Here is a 13,170-nt window from a genome sequence, read left to right as displayed (position 1 = left end):
ATAATTAGTAATTAAAAATCACCAAAAAGGAATAAGCAGATAAAACTAAAGTTTATTAATTATTCCTAAAAGATTTAAAAAGAAGGTAATTTATTCTTTTTAATTTTATGCAGTTATCTGCCATAATAGCCGCCACCATGCCCTCTCCGCCGGTACAGGGCCGCCAAAAAGGCGCAAAAAAACCTGCGCTCCGGCAATAAAAGCCGGAAAAAGACTAAAAATTGCCGTCGCCGGAAAGCTTGCCTATACCCCGGGGATGCTAAAATCAGTAGAATTTAGCCGCTTTAAAAAGCAGCCGCCGTCATCAGCCTACTCCTGCTGACGACAGCAGAGTAAATGCAACACACCGGCTTACGGAAAAATCGAATATACAGCGGACGCCCAATCAGTATTCAGGCGTTAGACGACTCCTCTTCCCTCTGGAAGAGAACCCTATAAGAGCTATATAAAAGGTTACACAATCGCCATATGACAGAGTATCTGCTTATTCTTATCAGCACCGTGTTGGTTAACAACTTCGTACTGGTGCAGTTTCTCGGCCTTTGTCCGTTCATGGGGGTTTCCAATAAACTCGAAACCGCGATGGGCATGTCGCTGGCGACAACCTTTGTACTGACCCTGTCATCCGTCTGCAGCTACCTGGTATACAGCTACCTGCTGGAGCCACTTGAACTGACCTATCTGAAAACCATCAGCTTTATTCTTGTCATTGCTGTGGTTGTACAGTTCACCGAAATGGTTGTGCGCAAAACCAGCCCACTGCTGTACAAGCTTCTTGGCATCTTCCTGCCACTGATTACCACCAACTGTGCAGTACTGGGTGTCGCTCTGCTGAACATCAAAAAGATGAACGGCTTTATCGATTCGATCGTTTACGGATTCGGTGCAGCCGTCGGCTTCTCACTGGCGCTGATTCTGTTTTCAGCCATGCGCGAACGCATCGCTGTCGCAGATGTTCCTACGCCATTTAAAGGCTCAGCCATCGGTATGGTAACCGCCGGGCTGATGTCTTTGGCATTCCTGGGCTTTACTGGCCTCGTTCAGTTTTAACCGCCGGACAGTCGAGGAATTATCATGAGCGCAGTATTAATCGCCATTCTTGTTCTGCTGGGTCTGGGGCTTGCCTTCGGCATCCTGCTCGGCTACTCATCTATTCGCTTCAAGGTTGAAGGCAACCCGCTGGTTGAACAGGTTGACGGACTGTTACCGCAAACCCAGTGCGGACAGTGCGGACACCCGGGCTGTCGCCCCTATGCCGAAGCCATCGTAAACGGCGAAGCCATTAACAAATGCCCACCGGGCGGCCAGAGTACCATCGAGGCACTGGCAGACCTGCTGGATGTTGAAGCAATCCCTCTGGACTCTGAGCACGGCGAAGAACAGATAAAATCCGTTGCCTACATCCGTGAAGATGAATGCATCGGTTGCACCAAATGCATTCAGGCCTGCCCGGTCGATGCCATCCTTGGTGCCGCCAAACAAATGCACACCGTCATTACCTCTGAATGTACCGGTTGTGACCTCTGTGTTGAGCCATGCCCTGTTGACTGTATTGATATGCTGCCAATTGAAACCACTCTGAACACCTGGCAATGGAACATGCCAAAACCCGGCGTTGATCTGATCGCCACCGACCTGCGTCCGGGCGTTAGCCAGCACTCTGCGGAGGGCAATGCATGACAGCCCAGATTCACAGTTTCCATGGGGGCATTCACCCTCCGGAAAACAAGCGTCAGTCGACCGGTGGCACCATCACTGAAGCACCGGTACCGTCGCGCATTGTCCTGCCATTACAGCAGCACATCGGCCTGCCGGCTGACCCGTTGGTAAACGTGGGTGATACAGTTTTAAAAGGCCAGACCGTTGCTGAAGCGATCGGCCGCATCAGCGCCAATATTCACGCCTCAACATCCGGCACAGTGGTCGCTATAGAAGCACATCCGGTGCCGCACATGTCGGGCATGATGGCCGAATGCATCGTAATTGAAGCGGATGGCGAAGACCGGTGGACAGAACACCAGGGCCTGGAAGATTATCAGCAGCTGCCCAAACCGGAACTCATTGAGTTCATCCGCAAAGCGGGCGTTGCGGGCATGGGTGGCGCAGGCTTCCCGACCGACGTAAAACTTCATCTGGGTGATGATCATATCGTTAACACCCTGATCATCAACGCGGCCGAATGCGAACCTTACATCACCGCCGATGATATGCTGATGCGCGAGCGGGCCGATAAAATTTGTGGCGGCATTGAAATTATCGCCCACCTGTTAAAACCCCTGCATATCATTGTCGGCATTGAAGACAACAAACCACAGGCAATCCGCGCCCTGCACGAAGCCTTTGACGGCTGCGGACTGAATCTGGACATTATCAGCGTCCCGACCAAGTACCCGTCCGGCGGCGAAAAGCAGCTCATCAAACTGCTCACCGGTGTTGAAGTACCCAGCGGAAAAATTCCTGCCGACGTAGGTATTGTCTGCCAGAATGTAGGCACCACCACCGCAGTGTATGACGCAGTTCAGCATGGCAAACCACTGGTTAGCCGGGTCATCACCATCACCGGCGAAGCCGTGGCCCACCCGCAGAATCTGGAAGCCCGGATCGGCACCCCCTTTGCAGACCTACTGGAATATTGCGGCCTGAATGAACAGCACCTGGCCCGGCTGATTGTCGGCGGCCCGATGATGGGCCTGACCATCGAGAACTCACAGATTCCGATGATCAAAACCAGCAACTGCCTGATTGCCGGCAGCATTAACGAATTCCCTGCACAGGCGCCGGCACAGGCCTGTATCCGCTGCGGTATGTGCGAACAGGTCTGCCCGGTCGAACTGTTGCCACAACAACTACACTGGTTTGCCAAAGGCCGTGAGTTTGAGAAAGCCAAACATCACAACCTGTTCGACTGCATCGAATGCGGCGCCTGCTCTTACGTCTGCCCGAGCAATATCCCTCTGGTGCAGTACTACCGCTTTGCCAAAGGTGAAATCCGCAAAGAAGATGCTGAACAGCGTAAAGCCGACCATGCCCGTCTACGTTTCGAAGCCCGTCAGGCCCGTCAGGAACAGGAACAGCTGGAAAAAGAACTGCGCCGTAAAGCACGCGCAGAAGAAGCATCCAAGAATCAGGCAGCCAAGCGTGATGCAGTTATAACCAAGCAAGCCAGCACCACATCTGCTGACAGTGGCGAACCTGATCTTAAGCAGCTGAAAACCAACGCTGCCGTTGCCCGCACCAAGCTGAAGAAAGCGGAAAAAGCACTGAGCAACGCCCAGGCGAAAGGCCTGGACGGCATAGACGCCCTGCAGGAAACGGTTACTCAGTTACAGGCTAAATCTGACGCAGCAGCCCAGGCTTATGAACAGGCACAGCAAGCGCCCGCCGCACCGGCAGCACCTGTGGTGGACATCAAACAGCTTAAAACCAATGCAGCCATTGCCCGCACCAAGCTCAAAAAGGCCGAAAAACAACTGGCCAGCGCACAGGAAGCCGGCGCCGATAACATCGCCGAGCTGGAAGCTGAAGTTAAAGCCCTGACCGAAAAGTCAGCCACGGCTGAAGCCGCCTTTAAAGCAGCAGAATCTGGCGGTACACCACCGGCAGCCACAGCGGCCGCACCGGCCTTCAGCCAAGCACAGCTGGACGACCTGAAAGCCGCTGTTGAAGCGCTGCAGGGCAAAGTAGATAAAGCCAAAGCCGCTTACGAAAAAGCCGCGGCATCCGACAGCCCTGCCGCACCGAAAATGGCCGATGGCGTCACTAAACTGGAAGGCAAGCTTAAAGACGCCGAAGCCGAATACCAGGCTGCTCTGCAGGCCAATCAGGCCAGCACCGCTGCTCCGGCCCCTGCTACACCGGCCTTCAGCCAGGCGCAGCTGGATGACCTGAAAGCAGATATTGACGCACTGCAGGGCAAAGTAGAGAAGGCCAAAGCGGCTTACGAAAAAGCCGCTGCATCCGAAAGCCCTGCTGCACCGAAGATGGCCGACGGTGTCACTAAACTGGAAGGCAAGCTTAAAGACGCCGAAGCCGAATACCAGGCTGCTCTGCAGGCAAATGAGACCAGCACCGCTGCTCCGGCCCCTGCTGCTCCGGCCTTCAGCCAGGCGCAGCTCGATGACCTGAAAGCCGATGTTGACGCACTGCAGGGCAAAGTGAATAAAGCCAAAGCCGCTTACGAAAAAGCCGCTGCATCCGACAGCCCTGCCGCACCGAAGATGGCCGACGGTGTGACTAAACTGGAAGGCAAGCTTAAAGACGCTGAAACAGAATACCAGGCAGCCCTGCAGGCCAACGAAGCCAGCACCGCTGCTCCGGCGCCTGCTGCACCGGCCTTCAGCCAGGCACAGCTGGACGACCTGAAAGCCGATGTTGATGCCATGCAGGGTAAAGTGGCAAAAGCAAAAGCCGCTTATGAAAAAGCCGTTGCTTCAGACAGCCCTGCCGCACCGAAGATGGCCGACGGCGTGACCAAACTGGAAGGCAAGCTTAAAGACGCCGAAGCCGAATACCAGGCAGCTATGCAAGCCTGTGATGCCAGCACAACGGCTCCAGAGCCTGCCACACCGGCCATTAACAATGTTGCCGCTGAAAAACCGGACGCCAAAGCGCTGAAACAGCAGGTATCCATTATGCGCACCAAGCTGAAAAAAGCAGAAAAAGCGCTGAATGAAGCGGATGACAGCAACCGTGAAAACCTTCAGCAGGATGTCACAAGTCTGACAGCCCGCTACGAACAGGCACAGAGCGAACTGGCCAGCCTGGAAGCAGAGCATATAGCCGCTGCAGCCGCCGCAGGCGTCGATCTGAAACAACTTAAAGTTGATGCTGCACTGGCACGTGCCGCCGTCACCAAAGCCGAACGCGCACTCAGCAAGGCTGAAGACGACATGCAGGCAGCCCTGCAGGCAGAATTACTCAGCGCGCAGGAAAAAGCAGCGGAACTCAACTCAACTCTGGAACGTTTTTCTAAGTAACCATTATGGCTTTAATAAGAATTACATCTCCTCATACGCACCGGCCGGGTAACACCGGTGATGTCATGCGTACAGTTATCCTGGCGACACTCCCGGGAATGGCCGCCATGACATTCTTTTTCGGCTGGGGCACCCTGATTCAGATTCTCTGGGGCTGCCTGCTGGCCGTTGGCTTTGAAGCCGCCATCATTAAACTGCGCAAGCGGCCGGTCAGCTTTTACCTGCAGGATTACAGCGCCGTCGTTACCGCTGTGCTGCTGGGGCTGGCTATACCGCCGTTTGCTCCATGGTGGGTGATGTTTGTCGGCATTCTGTTCGCCATTGCTATCGCCAAGCATATGTATGGCGGCATGGGCAGCAACCCGTTTAATCCGGCGATGGCAGCCTATGCGCTGCTTCTGGTGTCCTTCCCGGTCCCGATGACCAGTTGGAGCGCTCCGTTTGTCATGGTCGGTGAAGGCTGGAACATCATCAGCCTGACAGATTCCCTGCAATTCATTTTTGCCGGCATTCAGCCAGCGCTCTATGATGCGTTTTCCATGGCCACACCACTGGATGTTATGAAGCACAAAGGCGGCTTCACTACCGAAGAAATGTGGAATCAGAGCGAACTGCTGGCCGATGGGATCGGTGCCTGGCACGCTGTCAGTGCGGCCTATGTCATGGGCGGCATATTCCTGCTGTACCGCAAGATTTTCACCTGGCATGCGCCGGTCGCAATGCTTGGCACACTGGCACTGGTATCCACCCTGTTCTTCCTGATTGATCCGGATAACTACCCCGACCCGTTCTTTCACCTGACCACAGGTGCAACCATGCTGGCGGCGTTCTTCATCATCACGGACCCGGTTACTTCCTGTACCAGTAACAAAGGCAAGCTCTGGTTTGCCGCCGGTATCGGCCTGATGATCTTTATTATCCGCAGCTGGGGCAACTATCCCGACGCCGTCGCCTTCGCTGTTCTGCTGATGAACCTGAGCGCACCTTTTATTGATCAGTACACCCAGCCACGCACTTACGGGCATGCAAAAGCCAAACGTGGCATGAAGGGGAATAGCTAATGGAAATGCTCAACGCTATCCGCAACAGTGCTGCCGGCCTCGGTATCTTTGCAGTCGTCACCGCCGGTGCCATTGCCCTGACGCAGATATCCACTGAACAGCGCATTGCTGACAACATTGAAGCACAGCAGGCAAAAGCGCTGTATGAGATCGTCCCGCGCACCAGCATCGACAATGATCTGCTTAATGACACACTGACCATCAGCAAGCCCGCACTGACCGGTGCAAATGAAGCAACGGTTTTCCGGGCCCGGCGCAACGGTCTGGTCGAAACTGTTATCATGCCGGTAGTTGCGCCCGACGGCTATACCGGGGCAATCTCCCTGATTGTCGGCATCAACCGGGATGACAGCCTGGCAGGCGTTCGGGTACTGGCTCACAAAGAAACCCCCGGACTTGGCGATAAAGTTGAACTGAAAAAGTCTGACTGGATCTTAAGCTTCAACGGCCAGCATTATGACGGTGAAGATGATACCGAATGGGCAGTCAAGAAAGATGGCGGCCGCTTCGACCAGTTCACCGGTGCGACGATTACCCCGCGGGCGATTGTTAACGCCACCAAAGCGGCTGTACGCTATTTCCGCGAAAACAAAACCGCGTTACTGGATGACCCCCAACCACAGGATCACCAGAAAACGATGACTGAAACTACGGGAGCAGAATAATGGCGACCGATTACCAGAAAATCACTTTAGACGGCCTCTGGACGAACAACCCGGCGCTGGTTCAGCTGCTGGGCCTGTGCCCCCTGCTGGCGGTCACCGGCACCGTTGTTAACGCACTGGGGCTGGGCATTGCCAGTATCCTGGTACTGATAGGCTCAAACCTGACAATCTCCATGTTCCGGCACTTTGTACCGGACTCTGTCCGCCTGCCGGTATTCGTGATGGTGATTGCCTCTTTTGTAACCTGTATCGAACTTCTGATGCAGGCGTTCACCTATGAGCTGTACACCATACTCGGCATCTTCATCCCCCTGATCGTAACCAACTGCGCCATCATGGGACGGGCGGACGCATTTGCCTGTAAAAACCCGGTAGGCGCTTCACTGCTGGACGGCGTGATGATGGGACTGGGCTTTACCCTGGTGCTGGTACTGCTGGGGGCAATGCGGGAAATTCTTGGCCTGGGTACCCTGTTTGCTGATATGAATCTGCTGTTCGGCCCGGCCGCTGAAAGCTGGAAAATCACCCTGGTTGATGACTACAGCGGCTTCCTGTTTGCAATTTTGCCACCGGGTGCCTTTGTTGGCATGGGACTGATTGTCGCCGCCAAGAACATCATTGATCAGCGCCTGGAAGAACGCCGCAAGCAACAGCCGAAAGCACCGTCAGAAGGCCCTAAACGGGCGCGTATCACAGGTAACATCAGCTGATTCTGATAACAGAATATACAAATCTGAAAATACCGGCTTACCGCCGGTATTTTTTTATCCACGGTTTAACCGCCTTACCTGAAAACAGCCTCTTTACGCCCTTCAATTACATGTCTGCGGCCATTAAGATAAGAGCCATTAAGACAAAGCCTATTAAAACAAGCGCCACGAGCCACATAATAAAGCCAGAATAATGAATAAAACCAAACGCCAGGAAATCTTCACCCGTCTTCGCGCCGACAACCCCAACCCGGTTACTGAACTGGAATTCAGCGATCCGTTCGAACTTCTGGTGGCCGTTGCACTGTCAGCACAAGCGACGGATGTCAGCGTCAACAAAGCCACCCGGAAACTGTTTCCCGTTGCCAATACCCCTGAAGCCATCTATGCACTGGGGGTCGACGGCCTTAAGGAATACATCAAAACTATCGGGCTGTATAACTCCAAAGCTGAAAACGTCATCAAGGCCTGCAAAATCCTGATCGATAAGCACAACTCTGTTGTGCCGGAAAACCGTGAAGATCTGGAAGCCCTGCCGGGCGTCGGCCGCAAGACCGCTAACGTGGTGCTTAACACCGCCTTCAGACAGATCGCGATGGCAGTGGACACACACATCTTTCGCGTCTCTAACCGCACTAAAATCGCCCCTGGCAAGAATGTAAATGAAGTCGAGCAAAAGCTGCTGAAGTTCGTACCGAAGGAATTCCTGATGGACGCCCACCACTGGCTCATTCTCCACGGCCGCTATGTCTGCACCGCCCGCAAGCCCAAATGCAACAGCTGCATGATTGAAGACCTGTGTGAATTCAAAGATAAAACAGAACTCTGAACAAGGGTTAACAATCCGGCAGCCTGCCTGCTATAAACTGCCCCGCACTCGCCACAGCCTGAACAAACACATCTTTTTCAGGGGTGGCGTTTCAGCCAGCACCTATTCTCCGCTCCCACCACCCGGCCGTCAGAGGAGTCAGACCCGCCTTCCTTTCTCAGCCAGGCTCCCCGACATCACAGGCAAAATCATGCATACATAACAGACCTAAAATCAGTCTGAAATGCCACTGAAAGTTACCCCCACTTTCTGTGGATAAAACTGTTTACAACTATTGGACACCCGCCTGAAAGCCGCATAACTACGGGCTTTGTTACAGATCGGTCACATTTAACACAAAACTATTAACTATAATAAATTCAATAACTTACAAAGAAACAAGCGTTACAATTAAAATATTACTAAACAGTTATTCAAGAAAAAAAACCTTGACAAGCAGCTGTGGACTTTAAATTTTTCAATCAACAAAGGAGGGTTATTAGGCTGATTAAATAACAACCAATTTTCATGCCAGACAGGCATTAAAAACGCTTTTAACTGTATTCTGCCAGGCTACTCAAACATTGTTTTTGAGGAACACAGCCAAACCTCCACAGACTCAGCAACACCCCTTCGGCAGAGAAACCTTCCAGGCAACGGTATGACGCTACCTGGTGCGTAAAACCGGGTCAGATACTGTACCGCCCTAAAAAACCACAACACAAAATTCAAACAAAACTGTTAACGATTATTTACATCAATGAAACAATTTTTAAGTTTCAGACAATAACAGCACAGGAATTTTTCCGCCGCTGTACGGCAGAGGCAGCAAAAAAACAAGCAAGAGGAAGTGTTGTGGAAAACTGAGAATCAGTCTTCCGGAAGTTCGATTTCTATATGTCCGACAGGCTTACAGCAGCAGGTCAGGATTTCGTCACCCACGGTATCAAACAGCGCATCCTGTACCTGTTCAACCTCACCGTCGATCAGCCTGACTTTACAGGTACCGCAATAGCCACCGCGGCAATTATAGGGCGCAGGAATCTCCTGCGCCTCCAGAGCATCCAGTAGTGAGAACTCATACTGGTAGTAGAACGTACCGTGGTGATTGACCTTAATCCTTGGAATACCACTCATGAATCAGCCCTCAAAGATCAAAGATCAAAATCATCAAAGTCGCTTTCATCAACTTCATTATCAATTGCCCCCACCAGATAGGAACTGATTTCAGCTTCCTGTGGCGCAACCTGTACGTTATCACTCACTAACCAGGCATTCATCCACGGCAGTGGGTTCTGGCTTGCCGGAAAGATTTCTTCCAGGCCGACAGCTTTCATACGCACGTTGGTGATGTATTCAATATAATCGCGCAGGATCTGCGCATTCAGACCGATCATAGAACCACCACTGAACAGGTAGTTCGCCCAGTCTTTTTCTTGCTCTGCCGCTTCACGGAAGATTTCAATCACTTCCTCATGGCATTCAACAGCAATCTTCTTGAAATCCGGATCATCAGCACCGGAAGACAGGACATTGATCATGAACTGGGTACCGGTCAGGTGTAATGCCTCATCACGGGCAATCAGTTTAATGATCTTGGCATTGCCTTCCATAATTGCCCGCTCAGCAAAGGCAAAGGAACAGGCAAAGCTGACATAGAAACGAATGGCTTCCAGAACGTTTACCGATACCAGCGTCAGGTACAACTTCTTTTTCAGATTGTACTTGGTGGTATCAAACAGCTTACCGTCAACAGTATGGCGACCCTCGCCCTGGATCAGATAAATATTGGTTAACTCAATCAGCTCATCATATAAACGGGTAACACTCTGAGCCCGCTTAACGATTTCTTCATTGGTAACAATCTGATCAAACACTTCAGACGGCTCATTCATGATGTTCCGGATGATGTGCGTATAGGAGCGGCTGTGAATGGTTTCACTGAACGACCAGGTTTCCAGCCAGGTTTCCAGTTCCGGTAACGAAACAATCGGCAGGAAAGCGATGTTCGGGGAACGGCCCTGCACACTGTCCAGCAGCGTCTGATATTTCAGGTTGCTCAGGAAGATATGCTTTTCATGCTCCGGCATGTCCATGAAATCTTTACGGTCAGTGGACAGATCCACTTCTTCCGGACGCCAGAAAAACGATAATTGCTTTTCAATCAACTTTTCAAAGATCGGATACTTTTGCTTGTCATAGCGGGCAACGTTAACGTTGTGGCCGAAGAACATCGGCTCTTTAGTGCTGTCATTAAAGGTCGGATCAAAAGTTGAATATAGCATCTGGTATCTTAATGTTTTGCGAGCTTGGGATCATCACGCCGGTAAAGAAATTCCGGCAGCACTCATATCTGAAACCCGGCGTTACACCGGGCAGAACCTGAACAGCCAGCCTTTAACAAAGGCTGGCCGACAGGCAATTAAAGCTTACAGGCACCGCTTTCACAACCCATATCATCGTGCTGGTCGGTCGCGCCGTCACGGGTGTTGTGATAGTACAGCGTCTTAACACCGTATTTATAGGCCGTCAGCAAGTCTTTAAGCAACAGCTTCATCGGTACTTTATCGCCCGGGAAGTTAGCCGGATCGTAATTCGTGTTCGCTGAAATAGACTGGTCGACGAACTTCTGCATGATGCCGGTCAGCTGCAGGTAACCATCGTTGCCCGGAATATCCCACAGCAACTCATAATCATCCTTAAGCTCAGTGTACTCAGGCACCACCTGCTTCATTACACCGTCTTTACTGGCCTTCACACTCACATAACCCCGTGGCGGTTCAATACCGTTGGTTGAGTTAGTGATCTGCGATGATGTTTCGCACGGCATCAGTGCAGTCAGAGTACTGTTACGCAGACCAAACTCGCGAATATCGGTACGCAGCGTTTCCCAGAAGTAATGCAGTGGCTCTTCACAGAAGTCATCCACTTCACGCTTGTAGGTATCAATCGGCAGCAAGCCTTTTGAATACGTAGTTTCATCAAACTTAGAACAGGCACCCAGCTCTTTAGCAAGCTCATTAGAAGCTTTCAGCAGATAGTACTGAATCGCTTCAAATGTCTTATGTACCAGACCGTTTGCAGAACTGTCTGAGTAGCGCACACCGTTCTTCGCCAGATAATAGGCAAAGTTAGTCACACCCACACCCAGTGTACGGCGGCTCAGGGATGCCTGACGGGCAGCTTCAATCGGGTAATCCTGATAATCCAGCAGGCTGTCCAGCGCGCGGACAATCAGGTCAGCCAGATTTTCCAGCTCATCCAGGTCTTCCAGTGCCCCCAGGTTAAATGCCGACAGAGTACACAGGGCAATCTCACCCTTATCATCATTCACATCAGACAGAGGTTTGGTTGGCAGTGCAATTTCCAGACACAGGTTTGACTGTTTAACCGGTGCAACAGCCGGATCAAACGGGCTGTGCGTATTACAGTGGTCAACGTTCTGAATATAGATACGGCCGGTAGACGCGCGCTCAGATGCCAGCAGACCAAACAGCTCAACTGCTTTAACTGTTTGCTTACGGATGGAGTCATCCTGCTCATACTTCACATACAGGCGTTCAAATTCTTCCTGATCAGCAAAGAACGCATCGTACAGCCCAGGCACTTCGTGCGGGCTGAACAGCGTAATATTCTGACCTTTAATCAGACGCTGATACATCAGCTTGTTCAGCTGGACACCGTAATCCAGATGGCGGACACGGTTCTCTTCCACACCACGGTTATTCTTCAGCACCAGCAGTGACTCAACTTCCAGATGCCACAGCGGATAAAACAGCGTCGCTGCACCGCCACGCACGCCGCCCTGAGAACAGGACTTAACCGCCGTCTGGAAGTGCTTATAAAAAGGAATACAACCGGTGTGGAAGGCTTCACCCTGACGAATCGGGCTGCCCAGCGCACGAATCCGGCCAGCATTAATACCGATACCGGCACGCTGACTGACATATTTAACAATGGCACTGGCGGTCGCATTGATTGAGTCCAGGGAATCATCAGACTCGATCAGCACGCAGGAGCTGAACTGACGGGTCGGTGTCCGTACACCGGCCATAATAGGTGTTGGCAGTGACAGCTTAAACAGAGAACAGGCGTCGTAGAAACGCTTCACGTAATCCAGACGGGTCTCTTTCGGGTAACCCGCAAACAGACAGGCGGCCACCAGCATATACAAAATCTGAGGGCTTTCAAAAATCTCACCGGTGACCCGGTTCTGTACCAGATACTTACCTTCAAGCTGCTTCACAGCCACATAACTGAAGTTCATATCCCGGCTGTGATCCAGGTAGTCATTCAGCTCATTGAATTCGGCTTCGCTGTAGTCTTCCAGCAGATGTTTATCATAACGTTTACTGTCAACCATCTTGGCAACATGCGCCATCAGATGTGGCGGCTCATAGCTGTCAAACGCGCGCTTACGCAGGTGGAAAATCGCCAGACGTGCAGCCAGATACTGGTAATCCGGTGCATCTTCAGAAATCAGATCTGCTGCAGACTTAATCAGCGTCTCGTGAATATCAGCAGTCTTAATGCCTTCGTAAAACTGTATATGTGCTTTCAGTTCAACCTGAGATACCGAAACATTCTGCAATCCTTCTGCCGCCCAGATTACGACGCGGTGAATTTTTTCCAGGTCGATCTTTTCCTTTCGACCATCTCTCTTGGTAACCATCAAGTCCTGCATTACGCGCTTCCCACCAATGAATAAACTGAAATCAAACTTTGCCGTCACTGCAGCGGAACCATCCGTTCAGCAACAATGGAGTCGGACTGTACAAAATCCAAACAATACAGACCCTTAATAAAGCAGTGAACAACACTATATATAGTGCAGGGTCATACAGCAGACACCCAATATAGATACTAAGAAGTTAAATTCAATATTGATTTTGCTATCTGATACGTGTAGCCAGATAAGAACCAAACCCATTAACAGTTGGCAAGCCCACT

General features: G+C 51.6%; 10 protein-coding genes. 7 read left to right on the top strand and 3 right to left on the bottom strand.

Going from position 1 to position 13,170, the window contains the following annotated elements; translation table 11 throughout:
- Positions 1-468: 468 nt before the first annotated feature.
- The 7 genes from rsxA to nth all read left to right on the top strand — a co-directional run bounded on the left by rsxA (position 469) and on the right by nth (position 8,241).
- On the top strand, positions 469-1,050 hold the full coding sequence (gene rsxA, locus PCI15_RS06890) for an electron transport complex subunit RsxA (protein WP_271273598.1): 582 nt from the start codon (positions 469-471) through the stop codon (positions 1,048-1,050).
- Positions 1,051-1,074: 24 nt separating this feature from the next.
- Positions 1,075-1,680: an electron transport complex subunit RsxB gene (gene rsxB, locus PCI15_RS06885; RefSeq protein ID WP_271273597.1), complete on the top strand. Its 606-nt coding sequence runs from the start codon at positions 1,075-1,077 to the stop codon at positions 1,678-1,680.
- Positions 1,677-4,976 carry an electron transport complex subunit RsxC gene (rsxC, locus tag PCI15_RS06880; protein WP_271273596.1) on the top strand — a complete coding sequence of 1,100 codons (3,300 nt, stop codon included), beginning with the start codon at positions 1,677-1,679 and terminating at the stop codon, positions 4,974-4,976. Before rsxB ends, rsxC begins: the two co-directional genes overlap by 4 nt.
- A 5-nt stretch (positions 4,977-4,981) precedes the next feature.
- Entirely contained in the window at positions 4,982-6,037 is a 1,056-nt protein-coding gene (rsxD, locus tag PCI15_RS06875; protein WP_271273595.1) for an electron transport complex subunit RsxD, read from the top strand.
- Positions 6,037-6,702 carry an electron transport complex subunit RsxG gene (gene rsxG / locus PCI15_RS06870; RefSeq protein WP_271273594.1) on the top strand — a complete coding sequence of 222 codons (666 nt, stop codon included), beginning with the start codon at positions 6,037-6,039 and terminating at the stop codon, positions 6,700-6,702. Before rsxD ends, rsxG begins: the two co-directional genes overlap by 1 nt.
- A complete protein-coding gene (locus PCI15_RS06865; protein ID WP_271273593.1) occupies positions 6,702-7,412 on the top strand; it encodes an electron transport complex subunit E in 711 nt (236 codons plus the stop codon). The genes rsxG and PCI15_RS06865 overlap by 1 nt, the downstream gene beginning before the upstream one ends.
- A gap of 193 nt (positions 7,413-7,605) precedes the next feature.
- The gene (gene nth, locus PCI15_RS06860) at positions 7,606-8,241 is read left to right on the top strand and encodes an endonuclease III (protein ID WP_271273592.1); all 636 of its coding nucleotides are present in this window, start codon (positions 7,606-7,608) and stop codon (positions 8,239-8,241) included.
- A gap of 849 nt (positions 8,242-9,090) precedes the next feature.
- Here the strand turns inward: nth and yfaE are convergent.
- The 3 genes from yfaE to nrdA all read right to left on the bottom strand — a co-directional run bounded on the left by yfaE (position 9,091) and on the right by nrdA (position 12,904).
- Positions 9,091-9,357: a class I ribonucleotide reductase maintenance protein YfaE gene (yfaE, locus tag PCI15_RS06855; protein WP_271273591.1), complete on the bottom strand. Its 267-nt coding sequence runs from the start codon at positions 9,355-9,357 to the stop codon at positions 9,091-9,093.
- Positions 9,358-9,374: 17 nt separating this feature from the next.
- Entirely contained in the window at positions 9,375-10,505 is a 1,131-nt protein-coding gene (nrdB, locus tag PCI15_RS06850; protein ID WP_271273590.1) for a class Ia ribonucleoside-diphosphate reductase subunit beta, read from the bottom strand.
- Positions 10,506-10,642: 137 nt separating this feature from the next.
- Positions 10,643-12,904 carry a class 1a ribonucleoside-diphosphate reductase subunit alpha gene (gene nrdA, locus PCI15_RS06845; protein ID WP_271273589.1) on the bottom strand — a complete coding sequence of 754 codons (2,262 nt, stop codon included), beginning with the start codon at positions 12,902-12,904 and terminating at the stop codon, positions 10,643-10,645.
- Between the last annotated feature and the right edge of the window lie 266 nt (positions 12,905-13,170).

The organism is Aliamphritea hakodatensis (assembly GCF_024347195.1).
Classification (GTDB): domain Bacteria; phylum Pseudomonadota; class Gammaproteobacteria; order Pseudomonadales; family Balneatricaceae; genus Amphritea; species Amphritea hakodatensis.
This window is presented reverse-complemented; position numbering and strand designations above follow the sequence as displayed.

Coding starts and splice junctions, on each gene's coding strand:
- rsxA (WP_271273598.1), top strand. CDS start 469: ATGACAGAGTATCTGCTTATTCTTATCAGCACCGTGTTGGTTAACAAC.
- rsxB (WP_271273597.1), top strand. CDS start 1,075: ATGAGCGCAGTATTAATCGCCATTCTTGTTCTGCTGGGTCTGGGGCTT.
- nth (WP_271273592.1), top strand. CDS start 7,606: ATGAATAAAACCAAACGCCAGGAAATCTTCACCCGTCTTCGCGCCGAC.
- nrdB (WP_271273590.1), bottom strand. CDS start 10,505: ATGCTATATTCAACTTTTGATCCGACCTTTAATGACAGCACTAAAGAG.
- rsxC (WP_271273596.1), top strand. CDS start 1,677: ATGACAGCCCAGATTCACAGTTTCCATGGGGGCATTCACCCTCCGGAA.
- rsxG (WP_271273594.1), top strand. CDS start 6,037: ATGGAAATGCTCAACGCTATCCGCAACAGTGCTGCCGGCCTCGGTATC.
- nrdA (WP_271273589.1), bottom strand. CDS start 12,904: ATGCAGGACTTGATGGTTACCAAGAGAGATGGTCGAAAGGAAAAGATC.
- rsxD (WP_271273595.1), top strand. CDS start 4,982: ATGGCTTTAATAAGAATTACATCTCCTCATACGCACCGGCCGGGTAAC.
- yfaE (WP_271273591.1), bottom strand. CDS start 9,357: ATGAGTGGTATTCCAAGGATTAAGGTCAATCACCACGGTACGTTCTAC.
- PCI15_RS06865 (WP_271273593.1), top strand. CDS start 6,702: ATGGCGACCGATTACCAGAAAATCACTTTAGACGGCCTCTGGACGAAC.